30 protein-coding genes are annotated in these 26,341 nt (G+C 22.3%); 20 read left to right on the top strand and 10 right to left on the bottom strand.

Annotated features, from left to right (window positions below; all coding sequences use genetic code 4):
- Nucleotides 1-5 precede the first annotated feature (5 nt).
- Nucleotides 6-935, top strand: coding sequence for an ATP-binding protein (locus SPIRDC1_RS03860; RefSeq protein WP_174480634.1), 930 nt, complete (start codon nt 6-8; stop codon nt 933-935).
- A 225-nt stretch (nt 936-1,160) separates the two neighbouring features.
- Here the strand turns inward: SPIRDC1_RS03860 and SPIRDC1_RS03855 are convergent, their stop codons facing one another.
- Complete coding sequence (locus tag SPIRDC1_RS03855; protein ID WP_174480633.1) at nt 1,161-1,565, bottom strand: hypothetical protein; 405 nt, start codon at nt 1,563-1,565, stop codon at nt 1,161-1,163.
- Entirely contained in the window at nt 1,566-2,348 is a 783-nt protein-coding gene (locus SPIRDC1_RS03850; RefSeq protein WP_174480632.1) for a UPF0236 family transposase-like protein, read from the bottom strand. It lies immediately after the preceding gene.
- A gap of 331 nt (nt 2,349-2,679) precedes the next feature.
- On the opposite strand from SPIRDC1_RS03850, the gene SPIRDC1_RS03845 reads away from it, so the two are divergent.
- The 5 genes from SPIRDC1_RS03845 to SPIRDC1_RS03825 all read left to right on the top strand — a co-directional run bounded on the left by SPIRDC1_RS03845 (nt 2,680) and on the right by SPIRDC1_RS03825 (nt 5,968).
- Complete coding sequence (locus tag SPIRDC1_RS03845; RefSeq protein WP_174480631.1) at nt 2,680-2,823, top strand: hypothetical protein; 144 nt, start codon at nt 2,680-2,682, stop codon at nt 2,821-2,823.
- Between the two features lie 166 nt (nt 2,824-2,989).
- Nucleotides 2,990-3,373, top strand: a complete 384-nt coding sequence (locus tag SPIRDC1_RS03840; RefSeq protein ID WP_174480630.1) for a terminase small subunit — start codon at nt 2,990-2,992, stop codon at nt 3,371-3,373.
- Nucleotides 3,367-3,675, top strand: coding sequence for a hypothetical protein (locus tag SPIRDC1_RS03835; RefSeq protein ID WP_174480629.1), 309 nt, complete (start codon nt 3,367-3,369; stop codon nt 3,673-3,675). The genes SPIRDC1_RS03840 and SPIRDC1_RS03835 overlap by 7 nt, the downstream gene beginning before the upstream one ends.
- Nucleotides 3,676-4,522: 847 nt before the next feature.
- Entirely contained in the window at nt 4,523-4,729 is a 207-nt protein-coding gene (locus tag SPIRDC1_RS03830) for a hypothetical protein (protein ID WP_174480628.1), read from the top strand.
- A gap of 3 nt (nt 4,730-4,732) precedes the next feature.
- Complete coding sequence (locus tag SPIRDC1_RS03825; protein ID WP_174480627.1) at nt 4,733-5,968, top strand: phage portal protein; 1,236 nt, start codon at nt 4,733-4,735, stop codon at nt 5,966-5,968.
- Here the strand turns inward: SPIRDC1_RS03825 and SPIRDC1_RS03820 are convergent.
- Nucleotides 5,861-7,099 (bottom strand): IS256 family transposase, encoded by a 1,239-nt coding sequence (locus tag SPIRDC1_RS03820; RefSeq protein WP_174480626.1) that lies wholly within the window; start codon nt 7,097-7,099, stop codon nt 5,861-5,863. The two genes, SPIRDC1_RS03825 and SPIRDC1_RS03820, sit on opposite strands and share 108 nt — an antisense overlap.
- A gap of 102 nt (nt 7,100-7,201) precedes the next feature.
- Between SPIRDC1_RS03820 and SPIRDC1_RS10235 the strand changes: the two genes are divergently transcribed.
- Nucleotides 7,202-7,333: a hypothetical protein gene (locus SPIRDC1_RS10235; protein ID WP_255495908.1), complete on the top strand. Its 132-nt coding sequence runs from the start codon at nt 7,202-7,204 to the stop codon at nt 7,331-7,333.
- Here the strand turns inward: SPIRDC1_RS10235 and SPIRDC1_RS03815 are convergent.
- From SPIRDC1_RS03815 to SPIRDC1_RS03795, 5 genes are all read right to left on the bottom strand, one after another.
- Complete coding sequence (locus SPIRDC1_RS03815; RefSeq protein WP_174479968.1) at nt 7,330-8,325, bottom strand: IS3 family transposase; 996 nt, start codon at nt 8,323-8,325, stop codon at nt 7,330-7,332. The two genes, SPIRDC1_RS10235 and SPIRDC1_RS03815, sit on opposite strands and share 4 nt — an antisense overlap.
- A gap of 71 nt (nt 8,326-8,396) precedes the next feature.
- Nucleotides 8,397-10,562, bottom strand: a complete 2,166-nt coding sequence (locus tag SPIRDC1_RS03810; RefSeq protein WP_174480625.1) for a hypothetical protein — start codon at nt 10,560-10,562, stop codon at nt 8,397-8,399.
- The gene (locus SPIRDC1_RS03805) at nt 10,531-11,826 is read right to left on the bottom strand and encodes a hypothetical protein (RefSeq protein WP_174480624.1); all 1,296 of its coding nucleotides are present in this window, start codon (nt 11,824-11,826) and stop codon (nt 10,531-10,533) included. The genes SPIRDC1_RS03810 and SPIRDC1_RS03805 overlap by 32 nt, the downstream gene beginning before the upstream one ends.
- 3 nt (nt 11,827-11,829) lie before the next feature.
- Nucleotides 11,830-13,182, bottom strand: coding sequence for a phage terminase large subunit (locus SPIRDC1_RS03800; protein ID WP_174480623.1), 1,353 nt, complete (start codon nt 13,180-13,182; stop codon nt 11,830-11,832).
- Entirely contained in the window at nt 13,176-13,571 is a 396-nt protein-coding gene (locus tag SPIRDC1_RS03795) for a terminase small subunit (protein ID WP_174480622.1), read from the bottom strand. Before SPIRDC1_RS03795 ends, SPIRDC1_RS03800 begins: the two co-directional genes overlap by 7 nt.
- Before the next feature lie 480 nt (nt 13,572-14,051).
- On the opposite strand from SPIRDC1_RS03795, the gene SPIRDC1_RS03790 reads away from it, so the two are divergent.
- Nucleotides 14,052-15,047: an IS3 family transposase gene (locus SPIRDC1_RS03790; protein WP_174480621.1), complete on the top strand. Its 996-nt coding sequence runs from the start codon at nt 14,052-14,054 to the stop codon at nt 15,045-15,047.
- 34 nt (nt 15,048-15,081) lie between these two features.
- Here the strand turns inward: SPIRDC1_RS03790 and SPIRDC1_RS03785 are convergent, their stop codons facing one another.
- Nucleotides 15,082-15,603, bottom strand: a complete 522-nt coding sequence (locus SPIRDC1_RS03785; protein WP_174480620.1) for a hypothetical protein — start codon at nt 15,601-15,603, stop codon at nt 15,082-15,084.
- Nucleotides 15,604-15,990: 387 nt separating this feature from the next.
- Here SPIRDC1_RS03785 and SPIRDC1_RS03780 point away from each other — a divergent pair, with 387 nt between their 5' ends.
- From SPIRDC1_RS03780 to era, 10 genes are all read left to right on the top strand, one after another.
- Complete coding sequence (locus tag SPIRDC1_RS03780) at nt 15,991-17,094, top strand: MupG family TIM beta-alpha barrel fold protein (RefSeq protein ID WP_174480619.1); 1,104 nt, start codon at nt 15,991-15,993, stop codon at nt 17,092-17,094.
- Nucleotides 17,095-17,315: 221 nt separating this feature from the next.
- The gene (locus tag SPIRDC1_RS03775) at nt 17,316-17,531 is read left to right on the top strand and encodes a hypothetical protein (protein WP_174480618.1); all 216 of its coding nucleotides are present in this window, start codon (nt 17,316-17,318) and stop codon (nt 17,529-17,531) included.
- 54 nt (nt 17,532-17,585) lie between these two features.
- Nucleotides 17,586-17,900 (top strand): cysteine peptidase family C39 domain-containing protein, encoded by a 315-nt coding sequence (locus SPIRDC1_RS03770; RefSeq protein ID WP_174480617.1) that lies wholly within the window; start codon nt 17,586-17,588, stop codon nt 17,898-17,900.
- Between the two features lie 7 nt (nt 17,901-17,907).
- Nucleotides 17,908-18,435, top strand: a complete 528-nt coding sequence (locus SPIRDC1_RS03765) for a hypothetical protein (protein WP_174480616.1) — start codon at nt 17,908-17,910, stop codon at nt 18,433-18,435.
- A 433-nt stretch (nt 18,436-18,868) separates the two neighbouring features.
- Entirely contained in the window at nt 18,869-19,489 is a 621-nt protein-coding gene (locus tag SPIRDC1_RS10000; RefSeq protein WP_174480840.1) for an ATP-binding cassette domain-containing protein, read from the top strand.
- The gene (locus SPIRDC1_RS03755; RefSeq protein ID WP_174480615.1) at nt 19,482-19,646 is read left to right on the top strand and encodes a hypothetical protein; all 165 of its coding nucleotides are present in this window, start codon (nt 19,482-19,484) and stop codon (nt 19,644-19,646) included. The genes SPIRDC1_RS10000 and SPIRDC1_RS03755 overlap by 8 nt, the downstream gene beginning before the upstream one ends.
- The gene (locus SPIRDC1_RS03750; protein ID WP_174480614.1) at nt 19,639-20,049 is read left to right on the top strand and encodes a hypothetical protein; all 411 of its coding nucleotides are present in this window, start codon (nt 19,639-19,641) and stop codon (nt 20,047-20,049) included. Before SPIRDC1_RS03755 ends, SPIRDC1_RS03750 begins: the two co-directional genes overlap by 8 nt.
- A 46-nt stretch (nt 20,050-20,095) precedes the next feature.
- A complete protein-coding gene (ybeY, locus tag SPIRDC1_RS03745; protein WP_174480613.1) occupies nt 20,096-20,566 on the top strand; it encodes an rRNA maturation RNase YbeY in 471 nt (156 codons plus the stop codon).
- A gap of 11 nt (nt 20,567-20,577) precedes the next feature.
- A complete protein-coding gene (gene cdd, locus SPIRDC1_RS03740) occupies nt 20,578-21,012 on the top strand; it encodes a cytidine deaminase (RefSeq protein WP_174480612.1) in 435 nt (144 codons plus the stop codon).
- Between the two features lie 3 nt (nt 21,013-21,015).
- The gene (gene era, locus SPIRDC1_RS03735) at nt 21,016-21,912 is read left to right on the top strand and encodes a GTPase Era (protein ID WP_174480611.1); all 897 of its coding nucleotides are present in this window, start codon (nt 21,016-21,018) and stop codon (nt 21,910-21,912) included.
- A 400-nt stretch (nt 21,913-22,312) separates the two neighbouring features.
- On the opposite strand, the gene SPIRDC1_RS03730 is transcribed toward era, so the two are convergent.
- Nucleotides 22,313-23,443 carry an Mbov_0401 family ICE element transposase-like protein gene (locus SPIRDC1_RS03730; protein ID WP_174480610.1) on the bottom strand — a complete coding sequence of 377 codons (1,131 nt, stop codon included), beginning with the start codon at nt 23,441-23,443 and terminating at the stop codon, nt 22,313-22,315.
- Between the two features lie 301 nt (nt 23,444-23,744).
- On the opposite strand from SPIRDC1_RS03730, the gene SPIRDC1_RS03725 reads away from it, so the two are divergent.
- The gene (locus SPIRDC1_RS03725; RefSeq protein ID WP_174480609.1) at nt 23,745-24,713 is read left to right on the top strand and encodes an NUDIX domain-containing protein; all 969 of its coding nucleotides are present in this window, start codon (nt 23,745-23,747) and stop codon (nt 24,711-24,713) included.
- A 385-nt stretch (nt 24,714-25,098) separates the two neighbouring features.
- On the top strand, nt 25,099-26,226 hold a 1,128-nt coding region (locus tag SPIRDC1_RS03720; protein WP_233214975.1), incomplete at its 5' end, for a terminase large subunit domain-containing protein.
- Between the last annotated feature and the right edge of the window lie 115 nt (nt 26,227-26,341).

Genomic DNA, 26,341 nt, shown 5'->3' with positions numbered 1-26,341 from the left:
TTATCATGAAACTTAAAGCGACAACTATCTTAAAAGAAAACATTAACAATGCTGAACTTCATGACTTTATTAAAAAAAACAACTTAACTAACAGCAAACTAGAACCATATGTTGATTTATTAAAAACTTATATTGATAGCTACAATTTATGTAAAAAACGAGAGAATCTTAGCAAATGTCTACAAAATGTTAAAGGATATCGTTATAAACTAGTAATGTTACCTAATCAAAAAATAAGTTTAGTACTAACGGATTGTCTTCATTCTATTAATAGATCTGTCCAACAACAAGTACATAATAATTTTTTAATTAAATACTATGATGATAAACTTTTATCACTTTCATGAAGTAAAAATTTTAATGCCTCAACTAATGCAAGAAAAGAAATCATCCAGTATTTACATCAATCTTTAAAATACAAAAGTTATCAAGGTTTATACTTATATGGTGACACAGGTAGTGGAAAAACTTTTATTTTTATCTTATTTGCAAATATTTTAATTCAAAAAAATCAAACTGTTTGTTTTATTGTATGACCTGAATTTGTTATGGACATTAAAAAAAGTTTTAAAAATGATACTGATACTAATCAGCAAATTGAACAATTAAAATCATGTGACTTATTATTTATTGATGATTTAGGTGGTGAAACTGTTAGCGCTTGAGAGCGTGATGAATTATTATTTAGTATTCTTAATGCACGAATTTTACCATTAAAAACTACATTTATTAATTCTAACTATAGTATTAGTGAACTATATCAACATTATTATTTAAAAAATAGTAAATCAGAAGAAATTAAAGTTAAACGTTTATTAGAACGTATTCAAACTTTAACTATACCAATTGAATTAACTATTGAAGAATCACAAACTACCATTGAAAATAATAATATTGACAACATTAATAATGAAATAGAATATATACCAATATAAATTTCATAAAAAATAAAATAATGAAAATATTAATTGGACGTATTAGATTAAGCCTTAGATTTATGAAGTAACATTAACAATATAACTGCAAATTCTATGATTTGTTAATTTAAATTATACCATAAATTTTAAAAAAATTAAAAAATATAATTATAAAATTACATTTAAATAACACAAAAATTTTAATCTTAAAATTAGATTTTAAAAATATGAAATTCCAAATTATTAACCACTATTAAGATAACTTCTACTATTTAAATAATTTGCTTTTGCTATTAACATATTATTTAATGTTTGATGATGATATATTTTTGCTCCATTAGTTAAAGATTTTAAAAAATGATAAACATCACTTTCTGCACTACAACCAATATTTCAACTAGCATTTTGATTAATAATTCCTTGTTCATTATTTTTAAAATAATTATAAGTTTTTTTAGTAACTTTATTAAAGTTATTTTCTAAAATAGTAATTAATCCATTATAATTACCATTTGAAAAAGTAGTTGTTACATCTAAATACTTTGTTCAATCAAGTGCTTTCTTTTGATGTTTACCACGAACATTAACAAAAGATTTTCATAAATAATTTAAAGCATGAAACTTATCTAAAATATAATAACATCCCAATTAACTTGCCATTGCTTTAATTCATAATGCACCATCACCAGCAACTACTAAATTATAATTATTATATTCTCAATTAATAGCAAATATATTTAATTTAATATCATAATGATTATTAATAGTTTGCATTGTAAAATTATGTAATTCTTCTTGTTTTGGTGCATTATTAGTTTTAAATAACATAAATGAAGTTATTTTCTTGTCTAATTTATTTCTATATGAATAAATTTCTTTTCTTCCTAAATTATAAGTTAAAAGTCTACAACAATATTGTTGTTTTAAACCATTTTCATCTCAACAAGTTATATAAGCATCATCTGCACATATATTTAATTTTTGATTATCTAATACTTTAAATTTTTCTTCTGGTATTCATTTTTCAATTTTTGCATTTTTAAAAATTCTTGAAATAAGATTTTTAGAAAAAGAAGTATATTTAAATTCTGATTGAATATTAAAATAACCTTTTTTACTTATTAAATTTTCAATTAAATTATCTAATATATCAAAATATAAATCATTAGTAATTCTTGCTCTTTTTTTAATACCAAATTCTTCATAAATTGGATAATAATATTTTTTATTTATTTTATCTCAATAAACTCTTTGTCTAAAAGTTCCTATTCCAATGGGAGTATTTACTGTTCTATTACATGTTCAAGCAACTTTATATTGATTTTTATCTCTATTTAGAAAAAAATATTCATCAAAATCATGGATTTTTTGAAAATATTTTGCTAAAATATCTGTGATTTCTAATTTTAGAAATTCTTTAAAACTAAACATTTTTTAACACCTTTCTATTTATTTTTTGGTCCCAACAATTGTAACAAATTTATTAAAATATTGTTGAAAAATGTTTGGTTTTAGAGTATAATATTAAAAAACGATAAAATAAACTGCAAATTCTATTTACGTTTAAAAGATAACTTTTATTAGTTATCTTTTCTTTTTTAATAAAATAATGTACAATAAAGAAAAATATAAATAGAAAAGGAAAAAATATTAAATGATAGCATTATGAATATTATTAGGAATAATAGGAGCAATTATTTGAATTTTGTTAATAAAGTATGGGATTAAATATTGTAATAAAAATAATGCCATAGGAATGGTAATGTTATTTATTTCTTTAAATATTTTAGGATTAGTTATTGGATGAGCCATTTTATGAAATATTAAAAATAACAATAATGAAATATTAAGATGAAAATTAATTGATTATTTAGATAAACAACTAGAAGAAAAAATAAAAAAATAGCAGTATAATGCTATTTTTTGTTATAATTATATTATAAAAATTAAATAAAAAAGTATATGAAGTAATTAATAAAGTTAATAAGTTATTTTTGGTAGTTTAACTTAAAGATTATATTAATTATATCATAATTTTTCGTTTTTTAAAGCATATGAAAGGAGATTTTTATGTGCAAGAAGAAAAAATAAGAATTAGGTACAATATTAAATCTTTAAAAGAAGAAATAAAAAAATATTTTGAATATTGTACTAATAATGAAGAAATACCAACAAAAGAAGGTATGCAAATGTTTTTAAATATTACTCAAAATACTATAAATGAGTGAAAAAAGAAACAAAAAGATACTTTTTTACAACAAATTAATTGAGCATATGCAAAAATTAAACATTTAAATCTTCAAAGATTTTTAAAAGCAAGTCCTAATTCTTCTGCTTGATATTTAGAAAGAGCATATGTAAAAGACTATAATTTATCTACAAAAATAGATATTAATACTGATAACACACACCCTATAGTAATTCAACTTGAAAATAAGAATAAGAATAAATGTTAAGTAATTTTGGTTATTTATTAGATATTGCTAAAAGAATGTATTTAAAACAACCTTTAAATATTACTAAAATTAAACAATTAGGTAGTCGTAAATCTGGTAAAACATTTAGTGATATTGAATTCTTAGGTATTTTATTAATGTTAGATAATATTAATATTCATGCTTATTTAATTCGTAATATGTCAAAACAATTAAATGATAGTTGACAAGAATTAAAGCAAATTATTAGAGCAACATATCCTAGTATTAATTTTATTATTAGTGAAACTAAAAAACTATTGAATTTAATGGAAGTAAAATAACTTGTAAATATTTACATTCACAAGATAATAGTAATGTTAAATTAACTGGATTAGCAAGTAATTATTTATATGATTATGTAATTATATGAAGTGATGAAAGATATGAAATTACTGAAAATGATTATCAAGATTTAAAAGATGCTATTCGTGGTGCAAATCAATTATTAGAAATTGAAAGTTGTAATCCTTGAAGTATTTTAAATGAATTTATTAAAAAAACTATAAATGCTTGTCCACAAAATGAAAAACAAATTATTAATGAATATGAACAATTTACTATTATAGATAATACTATTTATCATTATCAAAATTGAAAATTAAATACTCATTTAAAAGATAGTGATAAACAACAACAATTATTAGAAATAGAAACTCTTGACCCAATATCTGCAAGAGTAAGAAGTCATGGTTTAGTAGGTTATGAATCTGGTGGAATATATTCACATTTACTTCCTAAGATTAGTAGAGTAATACAAAAAAGTTATAGATTTAGTGCTGGATTAGATTATGGGTTTAAAGATGATGCATTAGCATGTTTATTAATAGGTTTTGATTATGATTTTAATTTTGTTAATGTTATTGATTGTTTAAAAATAGAAAATAAATTAGTACGTTATGATAATAAACAATTAGCAAAATTAGTAGTTGAATTTTATATTAAATTAGCAAAAGAAAATGTTTATTTAGATGAATATGGGTTAACTGTATATTGTGATTTTAGTAATTATACATTTATTGAAATGCTTAATGATACAGCAATTAAATATAGGGTCAGTTCATCGCTATATTTTAAAGATTGTGTGAAATTAAGACTTTTGAGTTTAGAATAGGTAAGAATGTGGCTTTAATGGCATCAGAACGCTTAAATATAAACATAAAAAATAATCCTCAGTTATTATTAGATGAATTTAGATTGGCTGTATGAGACCCTAAAAGTATTAAACAAATACCATTACCAGGTAATGACCATTTAAGAGATGCATTTGATTATGCTATAGAACCGTATATTAGAAATTTAAGTGCAAATATAAATCCTTATTTTGAAAGGAAGTAAGATATGAATAATCATAATACTGAAATATTAACTCCTAAATGATGTATGATAAATCTTCAAGAAATAATAGCAAATCATGCTTCAAAATTACTATGAGGTAATGGTTATACTTTAACAAGTGAAGATGAAGAATATAAAAAGGCAATTGAAAAATTAAAAGAATGAAATAATTTTGATTCATTATTTTATCAAGATTGTCATATTAAATCTGGTTATGGTTATAGTATTGTTCAAATTGATAAAAGTAAAACTGGTAGAATAGCATTAAATTTTGCTCAACCATATGCTCAATCAAGAGTAGCAAGAGTATTAGAAACTGAATATAGTGCTAGTACATGGTCAAGAGTACAATATGATGACCAAAGTATTTATGTTAAAACAACATATACTCCAAATCAAATAATTAGATATTTTACTAGTGATTTTGTTATTTTAGATGGTTTACAAAAACAAATAAGTGATGATTTAAAATTACCATTAATAGAAAATCATAATTTAGGTATTATTCCAGTTAAATTTATGCAAAATTTACCTAAAAAGAATTTCTTTGGTGGAGTTATTGGTGATTATTATCCAGATATGACACCAATTAAAAAATTACAAGAATTATTAAATAAAACATTTGAATCAATTGAACATGAACTTGAATATAATGTTACTCGTGTATTTTTAGATATTACTGCTCAAGAAATTAATCAAATAGGTAAAAAAGAAGATGCTAATACTCCAACTTCTGCTTATGAACTTAAAAAATTTGTAGGTAAATTTATTTTACAAGCACATTTAAGAAGTTTAGGAAGTACTAGTGGAACACCACCAATTGCAATATTACAAGGTAATCCAATATTAGATAAATATGCAGATTTTATGCAATTTATTATTGATAAAGCATTTGAAGGTGCTGGATATAGTCCAGTAAATGATACTACAAGTCAAAAAACAGAAGCAGAAGTATTAATTACTAATTCAAGAGATATGGAAACTACAAGAATTAAAAGAACTTTAAATCAAAGTGATTGAAATGAAATATTTCAAAGATGTTTTATATTAATGGGATTAGATGGTGATAAATCTAAATGAACATTTGAAAGAGGCTTTTTAGTAATCTGTGTTTCTTTGTTTTACAAAGTACTAGTTCAGATTAATTCTGTCTTCAAATTTTATCATAAAATGAGCAATTGCTGTATTTCAATTTTGAATAGGCAATGTTCATTTTTTTGTGATATTTTCAATTGCTAAGTAAAAAATTTTAAAAACTGCCATATCATTAGGAAAAACTTTTTTATTTCTAATAACTTTTCGTAATTGGCTATTAACAGATTCAATAGCATTTGTAGTATAAATTACCCTTTTAATTTCTGCTGGATAACTAATAAAAACCATTAAATTTTCTCAATTTTTATATCAAGATTTAGCAATTTGTGGATATTGTTTATTTCATTTACTTTCAAATGATTCTAAAGCTTGCATTGCTTGTTCTTCACTACATGCTGTATAAATTGGCTTTAAATCGATAACTAGAGACTTTCGATGTTTGTATGAAACATATTTTAAGCTATTTCTAATTTGATGAACTATGCATAATTGATGTTCAGTTTTAGGATAAACTGATTGTATTGCCTCTGACATGCCTGTTAAATTATCACTACAAGCAATAAGAATATCATTTAAGCCTCGATTTTTCATTTCTGTAAAATTATTTAATCAGAATTTAGCACCTTCATTTTCACTAATTCATAAACCTAAAACATCTTTTTTACCTTCTAAATCAACTCCTAAAGCTATATAAACTGATTTGTTAATAATACGTTTATCCTGACGTACTTTAACTACGATACAATCAAAATAAATGATTGGATAAACACTATCTAATGGACGATTTTGCCATGCTTTGACATCATCAATGACATCATCAGTAATTTGACTAATTACGCTTTCGCTAATATCTGCGCCATGATATAACTCTTGCAACTGCATTCTAATATCTGATAAAGTCATACCTTTTGCATATAGTGAAAGAACTTGTTGATCAAAACCATCAAATCTTCTCTGTCTTTTTGTGATTATTACTGGTTCAAAATTACTATTGCGATCTCTTGGTACATCAATTTCAATTTTACCTTGTTGAGTTATTAATTTTTTTGATGTTGTACCATTACGAACATTGTCATTATTACTGCGTTGATTTCTTTCGTGTCCTAAATAATTTTGCATCTCAGAATTCAACATTTTTTCTACCAATCGTTTAGTTAATTCTTTATATAAGCATCCCTCTTTAAAAACTGTTGTTAAATCCTCAGTATTTTCTAATAATAAATCTACTGCTTTTGATATTGGATCATTGTTATTAAGATTATCTTTTTTAGCCATCTGTAACTCACTCTTTCTAGATATATAAATTATATTTACTAGAATTAATTAAACATAGTTATTTTTGTAAGTCACACAGATTACTAAACATTCCCTAAAGGAATGACAGTTGAAGAATGTCAAGAATGAAGAAAAAAATTTAGTAAAACTAAGCGTGAAGATAGTCCTTGAAATACTAGTTTTGACCGGTGGTTAGCCCTAAATACTGGACCACTTTTGGATAGACAGTTTTAAATTTTTATTTGTGAAATTGGTGGTTTTAGAAATTTAGAATGTATTCTTTCGTAATTATAAAACATAATATATTGGTTTACATCATTTATAGCTTCATTGAGAGAAAAATATTGATTTGAACCTTTAGGTAGTCATTCTTGAGATAAATGAGAAAATCAGTTTTCAGATATTACATTGCCACCAATATCATAAGGTTGTTTTTTGCTTAAAATTATTTGCTTATCAGCAGCTCAATTTGTGATGTCTTGACAATAAAATTCGTTGGCGTTATCTGAGTGTAAAATAACGTTTTTTACTTGGTTTCAAGAGAATTGTTGATTTATTTTTTCAAGTGCAGGAAGGATTAAATCTTGATAGGATTTGTTTGAACATGTATTATAGCTTACAATATTATTTGAATAAAAATCAATAATTACAAAAAGATATAATCAACCTTCTTTAGTATTTATTTGTTTAGTGTCCATTGATCAAATTTGATTTGAAGAGGTTGTACTTTTATAATCTTTGTTTACTTTATCCATTGTAGGTATTCACTTATTTGGATTTTTTTTGTTTTTAGGATAGTTATTTTTAGTTTGTTTTAATCCTTGAAGATTGTGATCTTTCATAATTTTTCGCATTTGTTTTGTTGATAATTCTAGATTTAAAATAATATGTTTGTATTGTTTTAATCATTCTTTAAATGCTGAAAAAATTCGTAAATAGCCATAAATTTGTCCTTTTCTTGTAAAATGAAATTCAAGTAAAAGTTGGCATAATTCTTGATATTTATGTGTACAATTACTAATTTGATTTTTTTCTTTTTTAATAGGGTTTTGTTTGTTTTTTACAAAATAATATGTTGATCGGTTTAGTTGAAGATGTTGGCAAAGATATCTAATTGAATATTGGTTTTTGCTATCATCAATAATTTGAATTTTTTGTTTGATATTTAACTTGTTAATTACTAATGCTATTTGTTTAATTTTATCCATTATTAAAAATCCTTTCATGTCAAAATTAGTGTTAATTGTATAACACAATTGTTTTTCGAATACATTCAAGTTTTTTTTAAATTAATGGTCTAGTAAAAAGGGCTAAGTAGCTTAATTCCATATTGACTTTGATTGCTTAAATCAATAAATATAGGATGCGCTCTCTCTATTATTGGAGGTGGTTGTATTGCTTGAGGATAATTAAATGGTTGGTCAAATTTAAAAGTATTATTTGCTAAAATAAATGTATTTTGAATTAATCTGCTATTATTACTTGCTTTACCAACTGTTTGATAAGTACCACTTCAAATACTAAAATTATCATTAACAGCACCACTTCTATTATCTGGCATTGAATAAAATGTTATTTTAAAATTACTTTTACCTACAACTTTAATATCAATCATATCAATTGCTCATTTTACTATATTAGTATTAGTAAAATCTGGTGCTTGTAATAATGATGTATCAATATCATCTTTTGCTAATAAATTAACTAAATCTTTATTTTTAATAGCTAACTGGCCTAAATTTACTGTTTCTTGTACATTATTATCATTAAATGATTGATTATTAATATCAAACCTTGCCATTGATAATTTATCAGTTAAATTAAATGTAAATGATGTCATATGACTTGCTGAACCTAACCCTGCTTGAATTGAATCTGGTGTATCATTTCGAAACATATCAAGTGGTATAGGATTACCACTAGGTGGTGTTGAATATAATAATTTTGTATAAAAAGTATATAATTCAGCAGATATTAAACCATTTATGTAATTAAATTGTGGAATTAACAAATTACTACTTAACTTTGCTCCAATATCTAATCCACCAACAAAAGCATTCATAAATGAACCAAATATAGGTATAGTATTAAGATTAATTTTAATAGTTTCTCTTATTGTTAAAGGTATTTCACTAATAGGATTATAAATAAAATAATGTAAAGCATTTATAGTATTTAACTGCTTAAATTTATTATTATTCATATTATAATGAGTATTACCAATAAATTTTTTATTATTTTTATTATAATATTGAAAATATGGATTACCAGCAGTTGCATAATTATAATCTTCAATTTCTGCACCATTTAAAAAATTATTATCTCAATAATTTACTAATCTATTTGATACATCAACTTTATTAGTATTTTTAGTTTTTTCTAAATTAGTAAGTAAATGACCTTCATAATGTTGAGTTGCACCATCATCATATAATGGTAGTACTTCTTTTCTTCATTCTGTATAACCATCCATAGTTGATTGTCCTTGAACAGTTAAAACATAGTTAGTTTCTGGTAATGCTTGAAAACTTACTGGGTCATAAGTTGAACATTGATATTGTCATGGAAATAATAATTTACTTGGATATTGTCGATATTTATGTTTTTTAGTATTTTCAGGATTATTATCAATATCTCTACCTCATAATGCTATTGAAATAGGTTTTACTGAACCATAAAAAGATATTTGACAATGAGTAACTGGTAATGGTGTTAAATAATTACCATCCAAAACAATATTATTATTTTCATCTAATGCTGGTAATGCAAATGGGTCACCGGGCGCACCTAATTGCACATATTGATTAATTGCTAATCCACTATGTGCTAATTTATCATTTAATGAACTAAAAGTACATTGAGTATAAGCCAATTCTTTATTTTCATTATTATAAGTTTTACTAGCAACTTCAAGAATATATCATTGTCTATCAACTTTAATTGATTTATCAGTATTTATAACTTTATTAATTTCTGGAATCATATATAACTTATATAAATTTGAAACAATATTATTAATAAAATCAAAATTCTTTTTTTCATTTGGAATATTAATAACTACATTTTTAATTGCTTGTTCTTGAATAAAAGCATTATTTGCAGGAGTTGCTGAATAAGTAATACCTAACTGGTCACTTACAATATTTCCATAAAATACATCACCAATTTGTAATTGTTTATATGCTTCATCTGGATTATCTTTATTTTGAATAGGAAAATAAGAGTGGTCTCATACTGCTTGTATGGCTTCTCTATCAGTAAAGATTTTACTAAATGAAGTATAATCATTAGGAATACTAGTTGGTGGTTTATAACCTGTTTCTGTTGAATTTATAGCACCTAAAATAACGGTAAAAGGACATACACGAAATTGTAAATCTTTATTTTGTGTAAAATCTTTTTCAATTTCACCTGTACTTTTTCATACAGTTTTAATTAATTGATGATTTATTTTCGGTATCATTTTTAGTTTCTCCTAAAAAAGTATTATTAAATTCAATTTCTTCTTTTTGATATTTTCTATTTTCATCAATAATTTGTTGTGCTTCTTCTTCACTAACACCATATCTTTTAACAATAATTCTTTTAATATTAGTAATTCCTAATCTTAATTCTGCTTCATCAATTTCAAGTGATTTTAATCTATCTGTAATAGTATTTTCTTTAATTTCAAATGTTCATTTAGATTTATCACCATCTAATCCCATTAATATAAAACATCTTTGAAATATTTCATTTCAATCACTTTGATTTAAAGTTCTTTTAATTCTTGTAGTTTCCATATCTCTTGAATTAGTAATTAATACTTCTGCTTCAGTTTTTTGACTAGTAGTATCATTTACTGGACTATAGCCACTACCTTCAAATGCTTTATCAATAATAAATTGTATAAATTCATCATATTTATCTAATATTGGACTACCTTGTAATATTGCAATTGGTGGTGTTCCACTAGTAGTTCCCATACTTCTTAAATTTGCTTGTAAAATAAATTTACCTATTAATTTTTTTAAATCAAAAGCAGTTTTAGATTGATTTATTTCTTGTTCAGTAATATCTAAAAATACACGAGTTATATTACATTCAAGTTCATGTTCAATTGATTCAAATGTTTTATTTAATAATTTTTGTAAATTTTTAATTGGAGTCATATCTGGATAATAATCACCAATAACTCCACCAAAGAAATTCTTTTTAGGTAAATTTTGCATAAATTTAACTGGAATAATACCTAAATTATGATTTTCAATTAATGGTAATTGTAAATCTTTACTTATTTTTTCTTGTAAACCATCTAATGTAACTGTATCACTAGTAAAATATCTAATTATTTGATTTGGAGTATATGTTGTTTTAACATAAATACTTTGGTCATCATATTGTACTCTTGACCATGTTGATGCACTATATTCAGTTTCTAATACTCTAGCTACTCTTGATTGAGCATATGATTGAGCAAAATTTAATGCTATTCTTCCAGTTTTACTTCTATCAATTTGAACAATACTATAACCATAACCAGATTTAATATGACAATCTTGATAAAATAAACTATCAAAATTATTTCATTCTTTTAATTTTTCAATAGCATTTTTATATTCTGGATGTTCACTTGTTAAAGTATAACCATTACCTCATAATAATTTACTTGCATGATTTGCTATTATTTCTTGAAGATTTATCATACATCAATTAGGAGTTAATATTTCAGTATTATGATTATTCATATGTTACTTCCTTTCAAAATAAGGATTTATATTTGCACTTAAATTTCTAATATATGGTTCTATAGCATAATCAAATGCATCTCGTAAATGGTCGTTACCCGGCAAAGGTATTTGTTTAATACTTTTTTCATCTCATATTGCTAATCTAAATTCATCTAATAATTCTTGTGCATTCATACTAATATTTAAGCGTTCTGAAGCCATTAAAGCCACATTCTTACCTATTCTAAACTCAAGTCTTAATTTCACACAATCTTTAAAATAGAGCCATGAATTAACGTTATATTTAATTGCTGTATCATTTAACATTTCTATAAATGTATAATTACTAAAATCACAATATACAGTTAAACCATATTCATATAACAAATTATTTTCTTTTGCTAATTTAATATAAAACTCAACTACTAATCTTGCTAATTGTTTATTATCATAACGAATTAATTTATTTTCTATTTTTAAACAATCAATAACATTAACAAATTTAAAATTATAATCAAAACCTATTAATAAACATGCTAAAGCATCATCTTTAAACCCATAATCTAATCCAGCACTAAATCTATAACTTGGTTGTAATAAACGTGATATCTTATGAATTAAATGTGAATATATACCACCAGATTCATAACCTACTAAACCATGACTTCTTACTCTTGCAGATATTGGCTCTAATTTTTCTATTTCTAATAATTGTTGTTTATCACTATCTTTTAAATCAGTATTTAATTTTCAATTTTGATAATGATAAATAGTATTATCAATAATAGTAAATTGTTCATATTCATTAATAATTTGTTTTTCGTTTTGTGGACAAGCATTTATAGTTTTTTTAATAAATTCATTTAAAATACTTCAAGGATTACAACTTTCAATTTCTAATAATTGATTTGCACCACGAATAGCATCTTTTAAATCTTGATAATCATTTTCAGTAATTTCATATCTTTCATCACTTCATATAATTACATAATCATATAAATAATTACTTGCTAATCCAGTTAATTTAACATTACTATTATCTTGTGAATGTAAATATTTACAAGTTATTTTACTACCATTAAATTCAATAGTTTTTTTAGTTTCACTAATAATAAAATTAATACTAGGATATGTTGCTTTAATAATTTGTTTTAATTCTTGTCAACTATCATTTAATTGTTTTGACATATTACGAATTAAATAAGCATGAATATTAATATTATCTAACATTAATAAAATACCAAGAAATTCAATATCACTAAATGTTTTACCAGATTTACGACTACCTAATTGTTTAATTTTAGTAATATTTAAAGGTTGTTTTAAATACATTCTTTTAGCAATATCTAATAAATAACCAAAATTACTTAACATTTATTCTTACCTTTATTTTCGAGATTAACTTGTATAAGGGCTGTATTATCATTACTTTTTATATCAATTTTTGTAGATAAATGATATTCTTTCACAAATGCTCTTTCTAAATATCATGCAGTATTATTTGCATTTACTTTTAAATATCTTTGTGTATTAATATGGCGTATTTGTAAATATGCTCAATTAATTTGTTGTAAAAAAGTATTTCTTTTCTTTTGTTTTCAACTATAAAGAGTATTTTCTGTAATATCTAAATAAATTAAAATTCCAACTTTAGTAGGTATTTCATCAAACTCTTTACAATGAATAAAATAATTTTCTAATGCTTCTCTTAATTTTGTAGCATCATTAAAAATTGTTCTTATTTTTATTTTTTCTTCTTGCACATAAAAATCTCCTTTCATATGTTTTAAAAAACGAAAAGTTATGATATAATTAATATAATCTTTAAGTTAGAATTGCTGAAAAAATAACTTATTAACTTTATTAATTACTTCATATATATTTTTATTTAATTTTTATAATATAATTATAACAAAAAATAGCATTTATAGTCCTATTTTTCAAATTTTTTTAAACAATTAGTACATATAGTTTCAGGATTATCTTTAACTTTAAAACAAATTCCACAAACTTTTTTTCTGTTCATCATTTAAAATATTAAAAATTCCTAATTCTTTTATTTTTTCTTCTTCTTTTTTATTACTAAAATTTTTATTATTTCATAAAATAGCCCATCCTAAAACTAAACCAAATATGTTTAATGGCTACTTGCTACTTAGCCCTTTTTACTAGACCATTAATTTAAAAAAAACTTGAATGTATTCGAAAAACAATTGTGTTATACAATTAACACTAATTTTGACATGAAAGGAATTTTAATAATGGATAAAATTAAACAAATAGCATTAGTAATTAACAAGTTAAATATCAAACAAAAAATTCAAATTATTGATGATAGCAAAAACCAATATTCAATTAGATATCTTTGCCAACATCTTCAACTAAACCGATCAACATATTATTTTGTAAAAAACAAACAAAACCCTATTAAAAAAGAAAAAAATCAAATTAGTAATTGTACACATAAATATCAAGAATTATGCCAACTTTTACTTGAATTTCATTTTACAAGAAAAGGACAAATTTATGGCTATTTACGAATTTTTTCAGCATTTAAAGAATGATTAAAACAATACAAACATATTATTTTAAATCTAGAATTATCAACAAAACAAATGCGAAAAATTATGAAAGATCACAATCTTCAAGGATTAAAACAAACTAAAAATAACTATCCTAAAAACAAAAAAAATCCAAATAAGTGAATACCTACAATGGATAAAGTAAACAAAGATTATAAAAGTACAACCTCTTCAAATCAAATTTGATCAATGGACACTAAACAAATAAATACTAAAGAAGGTTGATTATATCTTTTTGTAATTATTGATTTTTATTCAAATAATATTGTAAGCTATAATACATGTTCAAACAAATCCTATCAAGATTTAATCCTTCCTGCACTTGAAAAAATAAATCAACAATTCTCTTGAAACCAAGTAAAAAACGTTATTTTACACTCAGATAACGCCAACGAATTTTATTGTCAAGACATCACAAATTGAGCTGCTGATAAGCAAATAATTTTAAGCAAAAAACAACCTTATGATATTGGTGGCAATGTAATATCTGAAAACTGATTTTCTCATTTATCTCAAGAATGACTACCTAAAGGTTCAAATCAATATTTTTCTCTCAATGAAGCTATAAATGATGTAAACCAATATATTATGTTTTATAATTACGAAAGAATACATTCTAAATTTCTAAAACCACCAATTTCACAAATAAAAATTTAAAACTGTCTATCCAAAAGTGGTCCAGTATTTAGGGCTAACCACCGTCTCTAGTATTTTTTTCTTCTTTTGATTCAGAAGAACAAGATCATAATGATGATGGTTCATCTACAAATAGTTCTTTTTTTAATTTTTGGATTTCTTTTCAAATATTTTTTATTTTTTCTTCAATTTCTTTAATGTTCATTTTTTCTTTTTTACGTTCTTCATTTAAAATTAGTATGTATTCTGTAATTCCAAGTGGGTCATTATTAATTTCAAAAAATTTAATTAAAGATATTAATACCTTAATACCAGTATTTTTGCTATTTTTTATTATTTGTGCAATATTTGGATATTCTATTTTAAATTGTGTTCAGTTTTTTGATTCTTGTTTATTATCATTATCTTGTAATGGTTTTTCTTCCAACGTTTCGAATTCTTGAGATTGTTGAGGATTTTCCTCATTAACTTTTGTATCATTATCTAAGATTATAATAGTTTCAAATATTTTTAATAAATATTCATCTGGTATTTTTTTGTTAATATTTTTTAATGCTTCTTTTTTCTTTTTTCTCATTCATTTTGAAATAGTTTTTCTTTTTCTATATAAGTTAAAGGCATATCTTTTAATCTTTTTCCTTTCTTTAATTTTAATTTAATAAAAAACCTAATATAGATAAATTTCTATATTAGGAATCAACTTTTATTAAATTATAAATAAATATTAGCATAAAAAATAATTATATTTATAAAGTTAATATTTAACACGAATAAATATAAGTAATAGATTTATTAATGTATAAGTTGTATTAAAATTAAGATTAGCGTAGTCAATTTTCTTATTTTATGTAGAAGTAGTTATTTTATCAAACTAGGAATCCTTTACATTATTTATTGTAAAAATTAAAAATTATTAAGTTACAAAATGATAAAATTAATATATAAAAAGTAAAGGAGGAAGTAAATGAAAAAAATTGGTGCTGCAGTTTATTTACATTTAGCAAATTTAGAAGAAATTAAAAATTATACCGAATTATTAGCCAAGAATAATATTAAAACTATTTTTACAACTTTAATTAGTTTTAAAAAAACAGATTATGAAAATTTAAAAAAATTAGTAGTATTAACACAAATTGCTAAAAAGTATAATATGCATGTTTTTGCAGATATTAATATTGAATTTATTAATGAATTTAATCTGAATCTTAATAAACGACTTGATTTCATAAAGTTTTTTAAAATGTATGGTTTATCGGGTATTCGTTGCAACGAAGGAATTGATATTAAGCATCAAGCAAAATTAAGTCAAAATCGTTTAAATTTTAAAATATTTATTAATGGTTCATATGTTGTTAATGATATCAACTACTTAATATTATTTTATAAAGCTAATGTTAATAACCTTATTAGTTGTTATAATTTTTATCCACAAAGATATACCGGTGCTGATATTGACTTTTTTTGTTTAAATCAATCTGAAAGCGTTGTTAATAAAATTCCATTTGCCAGCTTTGTTACATTATTAGGAAAAGATAAAATTGGACCTTGAAAATATAATGATAATTTACCAACATTAGAACTGCATCGTGATTGACCATTGGTAACACAAATTCGTCATTATATTGCTTTATGCATTGATATGATAATTATTGCTAACCAGTTTTTAACAGAATATGATTTGAAAATGATAAATGAAATTGATTATAAAAATTTATCGTTAAAAATTGAGTTAAATTCTAATATTACTGATAGTGAACAACAGATTCTTTTTGACAAAAATATTCATAAAGTTAGATCTGATTTAGCACGTGATATAATTCGTAGTGTTATTTCTCGAGTTATATATCAAGAATTAGATATCCCTGCTAACAATACTAATCAATGATTAGAAAAAGGTGATGTTGTTATTCTTAATAATAAAGCACAAAATTATCGTGGTGAATTACATATTATTACAAATAAAATTAAAAATGATGCTATTCGTAACGTTGTTGGCAAACTTTCTAAAGAAGATTTAAATTTTATTCCATTTTTAGTATCAAATCGTTCATTTAGATTTATTTTATAAATAATTTTTTTGTTTTATTTATTAAAAAAATAAACATTTAAAATATGATAAAATTATTAAGTATTATTAAATAATAGTTAGTAAGTGTGAAATTTTAAAAGATAATCTTACTTTTAATTTTTTTTTAAAATAAAAAGTTTAATATTGTATAAAAATATTGATAATTTTTTAATTTACTAATATAATTGTTAAAGTAAAATAAAAAATAGGAGCTGACATGAATGCATTCAGTGAAAAAATCACCATCATCAGACAACAAAGAAAACGAAGAACGAACAAGTAGTGAACAAGAGTTTCAACGTCTTTTAAAAGGATTTAGTAAAAAGGCCCAAGAAACTAAAAGAGCAGAAAAAAGACATAAACATTTTCTTTCTGCGCGTGATGAAAAACGCGAAAAACAAAGCGCTGCTGCTAAAAAGAAAAAACATCGTAAGTAATAAAAAGGAAAAAATGGTAATCACTGTTAATTATTATTGGCGGTGATTTTTTATATGAAATATCCTTTTGTTCAACAAGAAACAGAAAATGATTGTGGTTTGGAATGTCTTGCAATGATATATAGGTTTTATTTTAAGAAGAAGTTATTAATTAATGACATAAAAAAAGATATATTTTTAACAAAATTGGGAATTAATCTTTTAGAATTAAAACAATTGGCTAGTAATTATAATTTATTATTAAAAGCTTATAATATTAATTTTGATAAATTAAAATCACTAATAATTGTTAAACCATTAATTATTCAAATATATAATGCTAATGTCGGATTTCATTTTGTAGTTATTTACAAAAAGAAAAAAAAATAAATGACTGGTGGCAAATCCAGAAGATATTGAACTTAGTTGAAAAAATATTGAAGATTTTACAAAAATTTTTACGAATGTTGTTATTTCAACTAATATAATAAATAAATTTTTTATTAGTAATAAAAAAAAGATGAATAAAATTAAAAATTTTTCACCATTTTTGATTCCAAATTATTTATATTATTCATTAATTATTATAATTAATAATTTATTTTTAGTTACTACCTTTTTTATATCACAAGTATTTTATAAGCATTTTATTAATCAAATTATTTTAAATAATAGTTTACAGTTAGCAATGATTTTATTATTAAGTTTCTTTTTTATTAATTTAATAAAAATTTTAATTGAATATATTTTAAATAAAATATGTCAAAAATTTTATTTTTATTTCAATAACTTTTTAGTAGATTTATTTCATAATAAATGATTTAAAAGTAAACCAATAGAAATACAAAAATATAATGGTAGTGATTTTTACAAATATATCAAGATATTAATAACATATCAACTATGTTTTGTCATAATAGTTTAGAGATAATTATTAATTTTATTACTAGTGTTATTGTTAGCATAGTTTTGATTAAGATTCATTTTATGATTTGATTAGTAAATTTATTAAATGGTTTTATAACAGTATTAATTAATTTTATAATAATGTTATGAAAAAAACCATTAGTAAAAAAAGAACTAGTTACCAAATTAGATTTGCAGCAACAAATAATTTTAAGTCAAAAAAGTTTTGAAGATGCCTATTTTCGTAATTTGCAACTGCATATTAAAAGTATATTAGTTAAAAAGTATAATACACATATTAATAATTATTGACAATTAAATAATTTAGTTATTAATAATAGTTCGTTAACAAGTTTTATTAAAAATATTATTAGTTTTATTACTATATATTTATCATTAATATTAATTTTTGATGGTAAAATTAATCTATGTCAATTAATATTTATTACTAGATTACTAGTATTAGTATTTATATTAATTCTTTTTTTCAAAATATTGGTAATAGTCTTATTTTCTTTCCGGTTTTTATTAATTGTAGATTACAATATAAGAATAACAAAAAATTTTTTTCAATATCAATTAATAAAATAGTATTAAAAGATTGCTATTTTAATCTAAGAAATAAAGTAGTTTTTAGTAATTTAAATTTAATATTAAAACAAAGTAATATTATTATTGGTCCTTCTGGCATTGGTAAAACAACCTTACTATCATTATTAATTCAGAAATATGTGCCTTTTAAAGGTAAGATTTTAATTAATAATGAAATTGGATTAGATAATATTTCATATGAATTTTGACAAAAAAAATGTATTTATTTACATTCAAATTCTATTATTCATAACGGTACAGTTTTAGAAAATATTTTATCATTTAATATTACAAAAGAAAAATTAATAAATTTTCAAAAATTAGGATTTAATGATCTCTTGGGCAGTTTAGGTTTAACAACATTTTATTATTGTCAAGAATATGGGGCTAATCTTAGTCAAGGTCAAAAACAAATAATTATTTTCTTAAGTTTATTTTTTTTATGATTGAAAAGTAATTTTATTAGATGAAATTTTGAGTAACATCAATAATGATTTAATAATAAAGTTATTAACTTTATTATTAAATCATTATAAAAAAATAATTATTATTTATGCAGGTCATGATTTAACACTAGTAAAATTATTTAAAAATGTAATTGATTTAAATAATTATAAAAGTATAGATGGTAATGAATAATGATTTTTTTAGAAAAAGTACTTATTTATTAGGAAGTAGTTCAATTTTTCTTTTTTTAGGACTCTTATTAGGTTTAAAAATTATTAATATTCCTCATGTTTATGCTGTTAATGGTCAAACTATTTTTATAAGTGAGACAAGATATGAAAATAAGGGACACTTTGCTTATTTATTAGATTTTAAAAGAGAAGAATGTTTAAAGTTTAATAGTTTTAATCAAATTACTATTTTTTTCTCTATTAATAAATGTTACTTAACAATTTTTTTTCCAAAGTGAAATGATAATAATCAACTTTTAATTGAAGAAAACATTAATTCTAATACATATTTAAATCAAATGGTATTAATAATTATTGGTAAAGAAAGTTTGTTAACATTTATTTGAAATAATATTACAACATAAATGTAAATATTGATATAATTTAATCAAAAAGAAGTTAGGTAGATAAATGCCAGCCAAAATTAATATTGTAAATATTTACAATGATCATAACTATGACATTAAAAATTTTAATATTTTATCAGAAAATATTTTAAATGCAGTAGCTATTAAGTTAAAACAGAAAATTACATGGTGTATTGCTGTTATTTTTAATGACGAACAGACTAGTATTGAATTAAATAAAATGTATCGTCATAAAGATTATGTTCCTGATGTTTTATCATTTGGAAATAATGATGATGATTTTCCAAATATTAATATTGATATTAGAGATTTAGGCGATGTTTATATTTGTTATTCAAAGGCAGTAGCGCAAGCACAAGAATATGGTCATAGTTTAATTAGAGAATTATCATTTCTTTTTATTCATGGATTACTTCATACATTAGGATATGATCATCAAAATAGTGTAGAAGAAAAGGTTATGTTTGATTTACAAGATGAAATTTTAAATATTCTTGGTATTACTAGAAAATAAGGAGTGGTATAATGGAACAAGATATAGATTTATTAGTATTATTGAAAAAAGCAAAAGTAATACAAAAAAATGCTTATGCGCCTTATTCTTTATTTAGAGTTGCTGCAATAGTAATTTTGAAAAATAGTAAAGAAGTGTTAGGAGTAAATGTTGAAAATGCTGCATACTCAGTAGGTATTTGTGCAGAAAGAGCAGCTTTGTCACAAGTTATTGCTCAAGGTTATAAAAAAGAAGATATTACTAGTCTATTTTTAATTACTGATAGTGAAACGGTTGGTTCTCCTTGTGGTATGTGTCGTCAATTTATGATTGAAATTATGCCAGAAACATGCCCTGTTTATATTAGTAATAAAAATGAAAATAATAATACTAAAACAATTTGTAAAATATTAGTAAAAGACTTATTACCTTTAGCGTTTAAACCAAGTTCATTGAAAGGGAATTAATTTATGACTAATAATTTTAAATCAGGTTTTGTTAGTTTTATTGGTAGAAGTAATGTTGGAAAATCAACTTTATTAAATACCATTCTTCAAGAAAAAAAGGCAATTGTGTCTAATAAACCACAAACAACTAGAAATCAAATTCAAGGTATTTATAATAGTGATGATATGCAAATCATATTTTTTGATACTCCCGGCATTCATAAACATAATAACCAACTTGGACGAATGATGAATCGCGATGCTAACCGTGCCACTAAAGAAACTAACATTATTTGTTTATTAGCGCCATGTAATGAATACATTGGAAATAGCGATAAACATATTATTAAATTATTATCAGAAAGGGTAAATACAACTATTCTACTTTTATTAACTAAGGTTGATTTAGTAACAAAAGAAAAATTAATGGATAAAATTAATGAGTGAAAAGATTTATTACCATTTAAAGAAATAATTCCAATTTCTGCTATAAAAGAAATGAACTTAGATATATTATTGAAAAAACTATATGAGTATTTACCAATTGGTGAAAAGAATTATTTAATTGAAAATAATGATGATGTTTTAGATAATAATTTAATTAAGGAAATTATTCGTGAAAAAATTTTAAATTTAACAGAAGAAGAAATTCCTTATAGTGTAGCAGTATTAATTGAAAGTATTAATTATAATCCAAATACTAATATTACTGATATTAATGCTGTTATTGTTGTTGAACGAGACTCACAAAAAGGAATTATTATTGGTAAAGGAGGTAGTATGATTAAAGAAATTGGAATAAGAGCTAGAACAGATTTAGAAAGTATTTTTGATTCTCATATTATATTGAAAACTTTTGTAAAAGTAATACCTGATTGAAGAAATAATCCTAGAAAATTAAAAGAGTTAGGTTATAGTTAAAATATGTTTAATATTGATACTGGTTTGATTTTAAACATTAATTACATTAAATCAATAAATAATGTTACCATTTTAACATCAAATTATGGTGTTAAAATAGTTTCTTTACCAGAAATAAAAATCAATTTAAATAAATATAGTCGGGAGATTGTCAAAAATCCGGAATAAATTAATTCATGTAGTCTTATTATATTTCAGACAAGAAATAATTTGGATTTTTATGAAATTGTATTTAAATAATATAATTTTTTTAACTTAAATGCAACTAAAATACTTATTTTTAAAAATTACTAAAAAATTAAAAAATAAATTTAATATTTATACACAACAAAAATTCTTATTAAAACACATTTAATAAATTTTATTTTATTTTGATTTTAAAAAAAAATTCAATTTTAATCTATAATAATTGTATTTCTGTATTTATCTTATTACATTTAAAAATAACCATTTTAATATAAATTAAAATATTATATGTTCTATTACCAAGCATTTCTTTTAAAACATGTCAAATATTTGTTTCAGTATAACAACCAATATTTCACTTTGCACTTTGATTTTCAATACCTTGTTTATTATTTTTAAAATATTTTTTCTTTAATTTTTTATGATTATCTAATTCTTTATATAAATATTCAATTAATTTTTCATATTGACCATTATTAATTAAATTTTTGCAATAATTATATTCTTTTAAATATTTTCCTTTATTTCCAGCCATTATACCAAGATATAATGTTCTAATTAAATGGAATTTATCTAAAACAAACTGTGTACTTAAATAATCAGCAACTTCTTTAATTCATCCTGCACTATCACCACAAATAATAATTTTTGCTTGTTCAATGTTTTCGTAAAATTTTTGACAATGTTCTTTAACAAATTCAGCAGTTTTTTTAACTCCAATTTTTGTTTTTGTTGGTCTAATAATTGCTTTTACTCTTTTATTTTGTACTTTGTGATTAATATTATCTGTATATGTTACTATTAATCGCATAGAATGTTTTGTACCTTTACGTTTAAAATTTCAAAATTTTCGATGACCATCATCAATTGCTACAAAAATAGGTTGATTTTTTTCTAATTTTACTTTTACTGGATTTGCTTCAACTATTTCAAAATTTTTAAAAACTCTATGAACACTACTAACACTAATGCCTGCTTTTTTACAAATAACACAAATATCACGATATCTTTTTCCATCTGCAAAATTTTCAATAATAGTATCTTCAATATCTTCACCAATTCTTTTATATTTAGGTAATTGTAGTATTTCATCAACTAAACAAACACGAATTCATTCTTGTAATTCTTCATTAAAATATTCATAAATTCTTCTTTTATATGTTACCATTCCATATAATGTTTTTCTTGTTCGATATTGATAGTCAACAATTTTATATTTCTTTTTATCTCTTGTATTTTTTATTCTTCAATCTCATTTTTCTCATTTCTTTGTTATATGTTCTAAAATTAAATTATCAATTTTAGGATATTGTTCTTTATAAGTTCATTTATAATTAAAATCCATATTATTCTCCTAACTATTTTTTAAAAAATCTAAATTTATTGTAAATATTTTAAAAATATTAATTTACTTGTTTATTATATACATATATAAGTGTAATTTTAAATAAAATAAAAAATATTTAAAAAACAACTTTCATATTTAAAATATAATAAACAATTTCAATATAATTAATAGTATAGGTATTACAAAATAAACGCCTTTAATTTAGGGGTTATTTTCTATTTAAAAGCATACTTGTAAAAATAATAAAAAATCAGTACAATTTAGAAGTAAAATTATAGAAAAAGAGGAGTTTAATATCATGAATTCAAAAAAAATATTTCGAAAACAATCACTAATTCAATCAAAATTAAAAATATCTAAGAAACAACAAATTATTAAAAACAAAAAAGAAAAATTAGAAAAAATTATACTTAATATTAATAAAGTTAATTGAATGAAAGAACAAAATGAAATTTTCAAAAAATATTTTAATAATTTAAAAAATGATAATTGCTTAAAAACTTTTAATAATGAAAAAGCATTAGATATAAGTATCGATAATTTATTTATTAAATATGAATTAAGAAACTATTCTGAACTAGCAAATTTTGTTGCTGAACAACATGAATATCAAATTTCAAAAAAATTTCAAAAAGAAAGAAGAGAAGAAAAAAAAGAAGAGTTTATTAAACTTATTAAAGTTGGTTTTATGTATGGTGTTGAAGAGCCTTGATGTAATAATCAAGGAGTTGCTATATTGCCTTATGTTATTAAAGAAAATAAATATTATTTTTTATTGGTTAAAGAATTAAATACATTATATAGTGAAGAGCCTACTTGGGCTACTATTACAGGTGGTTTAGAAAAATATGAACTTATCCAAACTGTTATTAATGAAATGTGAGAAGAAACTGGTATTGATATTATAGATAAAAAAGATAAAATTAATTATTGTAATACATATTATGGAAATAAATCAAGTACAAAAAAATGAAATATTTTTTATATAGATTTAACAGATATGAATTTAGATTTAAATATAACTTATAAAGGTAGTGGTGATGGTACAGAAATAGAAAAAAATACTTTTGCTAAATTTTTTAATTATGAGGAAATGGAATCTAAGTGTCGTGATTTATTTTGTTTAGCTATTTGTCAAAAAATATTTAAAAATGAAAATCAAAATAAACTATCAATTCAAGATAACATAGAACAAATTAATAATCAATGAATAAGTACAGACTTAAGAAATCAACCATCAATAAGTAAAGGAACATATCGTTTATAATTAAAATTGGGAGCATACCGATGTTGTCAATAATATTCAAATTTGTCTTAAAATTATAAAGTTAGACGAGAATAATTTTGACTTCAATATGCAATTGTATGTTAATCTTAACACTTGAAAAATATTAGTCAACAATAATACTTACTTTTATAACACAAAAACTCTTATTAAAGTTTACTTTAATAACTTTTGTTTTATTTTTAATTTTTTTTAAAATTTTAATTTTAATTTATAATAACTGGATGGCAGTATTTATTTGATAGCATTTAAAATTAACCATTTTTGTATACATATCAATGTTATAGGTTCTATCACCAATCATTTTTTTAAAATTTGTTTAATATTAGTTTCAGTAAAGCAACCAATATTTTCAACTAGTGCTTGNAGTAATCAACAAATTGAGTTTATTGGTTATGCTAATGGTAATAAGATTTTTGGAAAAGAAGCAGGTGGTTCAAGTTTTTTAGGTTCAAGAACAGATGAAATTATTATGGCAGAAGAAAAAGAAACATTAACTGAAAAGCAATTAACATATCGATATGAACGTTTACAAAACTCTATGTTTAGAAGTAATCGTATTAAAGTATCAAATGAACCTATTAAAAAGTGAAGTTGAACATTTATTGATAAAAATATATATAGTACTACTTTTGGACAAAAGATTACTCGTTATTTTTATAAAAGTTTTTTCATTACTTTTACATGTAATCCATATGATAAATACCATCCATTTTATTTAAAGTATTGCACGCCATTTTTACCATTAAATGATAAAATTATGGAAAATCTTAAAAAAGTTGGTAAAGTTTATTATGAAAATAAAGAAATGTTTAGTGGTTTAGGTTTATTTATATTAAGATTTACTATTCAACCATTTTGAAATAAATTACCAGACATTCAAAAAAGAACATTATTAGAAATGAAAAAAAGTAATCCCGATGAATTTAATACTGTTTTTTATGGTTTTGAATTTTTAGATAGTGATGCAACAATTTTTCCATTTCAAAAAACTGTAAAATATTGACAATTATACGATTTAAAACAATTTTATAATCAAGAAAAAGATATGTATAAGTTTGATTTTTATTCAGTTGGTGTTGATTGAGCAACTGGACATAAAGACCATACTGTATTTATGATAGTTGGTTTTAAAGAATATAATAATACTGGTTATTATGATGCTTATATTATTTGTGAATTAGTAGTTACTCCAAATGATTTTATAAATGAAAATGAAAAAATTAATGCTTATGTAAATGAAATTTTAGGATTAATAGATAATTTTGAAAATTTTGAACAAACAATTTATTTTTATGATGATAAAGCAAGAACAGCAATGGATTGATTAAATCAAAAATTAATAGATGAACACAATACTATTTTAATAACACAAACTGCTATTAAACATGCTTCAAATTTAAATCAAGAAGCCGGATTAACTAATAGAGTAGTTTGAATGAGAAATATTATGAGTTATGGAAACTTTTATGCAAATAAAGATGATGGTGGTTAGCCCTAAATACTGGACCACTTTTGGATAGACAGTTTTAAATTTTTATTTGTGAAATTGGTGGTTTTAGAAATTTAGAATGTATTCTTTCGTAATTATAAAACATAATATATTGGTT

This window comes from Spiroplasma endosymbiont of Danaus chrysippus, assembly GCF_902809815.1.
Classification (GTDB): domain Bacteria; phylum Bacillota_I; class Bacilli_A; order Mycoplasmatales; family VBWQ01; genus Spiroplasma_E.
Note: the sequence above shows the minus strand (reverse complement) of the source record. Positions and strands in the feature narration are given on the sequence as shown.